Genomic DNA, 1,670 nt, shown 5'->3' with positions numbered 1-1,670 from the left:
ATCCTGACATCAACCGGCAAATGGCTCTTGTGAGCGTCAATATCGCTCAGCTTCTGGCGCTGCCGTACCTGCAGCATTTCTTCCCGCAGAAAGACATCGAACTCCTGGAAAACGTGCGTCGGACAGTCGAGCAAAACGTCGCGCCGGTCGTCGAAGCTGGTTCCAATTATGCGGATGCCCTCGACCACATGACCAATCTCGAACAGGACATGTACGAGATCTCTAGCGCCACCGTTGATCACAGCACGACGCTCCAGGAAACCGCTCAAATCGATATAGCCGCATCCCGCAACTGGTTCATGTTCGCGATTGCGCTGGGACTGGTCGCGATCTTCTATCTCATAACCCATCAGCGTCACGCTTACGTCAGCCGCCGCGATCGACACATGCGCTCATTCGCCTCGCTGTTCGCGCATATGACGCGCTCCCGCGTCACCGCTTTGCGACTGTTTCTGGAGGGCACTGGTTCGGAGCAACCTCCGAGAGAAGAGATGTTGAAGGCTGCCCGCAGTGCGGCGAATGAGCTCGAATCCATCAATGACGGTTTGCTCAAGATCGCTTTTTTGCAACGAGATTCGCATGTCCTGCCGCTCGCCAAGCTTTTGCTGGACCTCAAAGATCGGGACGGCATCGTACAGCTGTCAGTCGATTCCGAGGCGGGAACACAAGCAGTGCCGGCAACCCAGTTTCAACTGGTGCTGAGCGAGCTCGTGCAGAACGCGCTCACGGCGGTCGAAAACACCGACAGGCCGAGCGTTGTCGTAAGGGCATCGGTCGTGCACCGGTCCATTTTTCGCCGCAACGTTCTGTTCCTGGAGGTCGCAGACAACGGTGTCGGCATGACGCCAGAAGTCCTGCGCAAAGCAAAGACGCCCTTCTTTTCGACCCGGGCCGGGAATCACGTCGGCCTCGGCCTCACCGGCTGTTCCCAGATGGTCGCCTCACTCAATGGGAGGCTTTTCATCGATAGCAAACCCGGAGCGGGCACTGTCGTCAAGGTCCGCATCCCAATCGGTGCATAATGATTGGCCTCATGGGGCATAGTCGGCTCAGAAGAGTTCAGAGTCTCCCGCCCGTTTTAATGAGACGGGTTGTGCTAGTAATATCGACCTGTATAACCGAGACATAAAGTAAGCCTGCTGCTGCAATACTGATCGGTTGTATCCCGGATTGTGGTCGAAAAGACTTGCAGGTAGCGAGATCATATCATGCAATACTAAAAATCTGACAATTTGTACACCGAAAACAGTCGCGTAATCTATCTTGTGGAACTTAGAACGATCAGCTATTTTGAGCCACCGAACTCTCATCCAGTGGCGATTAGAGCCGCGACCATTTCTGCTGCGCCGTCTGGCGCTGGGTTGAGCAACCGGCGGGGGCGCGGACCTCTACCTGTGAATCGCAAGAACTTTGTGTAAAAATATTCACTTCTATTCACGCTTCAATATTTGGAGTATCTTCTGACGTGCGGTGAGTATATCATTAACTATTGCGTTTTGGACGGCGGCGGCATCTCCTGCCTTCAGTGCGGAAATTGCGGCATCGTGAAACCTTTCGCCGTCATTGTCTTCGAACCCTTGAGTTGCAAGAAGCCCCAGCGTAGGGCCGATTGTCACCCAAAGATTGTCAATGATTGCGAGAAGTCTCGGTGCTCTCGACTGGGCATACAG

At 54.3% G+C, this 1,670-nt stretch carries 1 protein-coding gene and 1 pseudogene; one reads left to right on the top strand and one right to left on the bottom strand.

Annotated elements, in window-relative coordinates:
- A partial coding sequence (locus EOA24_RS37150) for an ATP-binding protein (protein WP_133374863.1) occupies positions 1-1,022 on the top strand: 1,022 nt, incomplete at its 5' end.
- 408 nt (positions 1,023-1,430) lie between these two features.
- On the opposite strand, the pseudogene EOA24_RS42595 reads toward EOA24_RS37150, so the two are convergent.
- A pseudogene (locus EOA24_RS42595) lies at positions 1,431-1,670 on the bottom strand (GntR family transcriptional regulator); the annotation flags it as partial.

The sequence above is a fragment of the Mesorhizobium sp. M2A.F.Ca.ET.039.01.1.1 genome, from assembly GCF_003998035.1.
Taxonomy (GTDB): Bacteria; Pseudomonadota; Alphaproteobacteria; order Rhizobiales; family Rhizobiaceae; genus Mesorhizobium.
The sequence above is the reverse complement of the archived record's forward strand: the minus strand, read 5'-3'. Positions and strand labels throughout refer to the sequence as shown.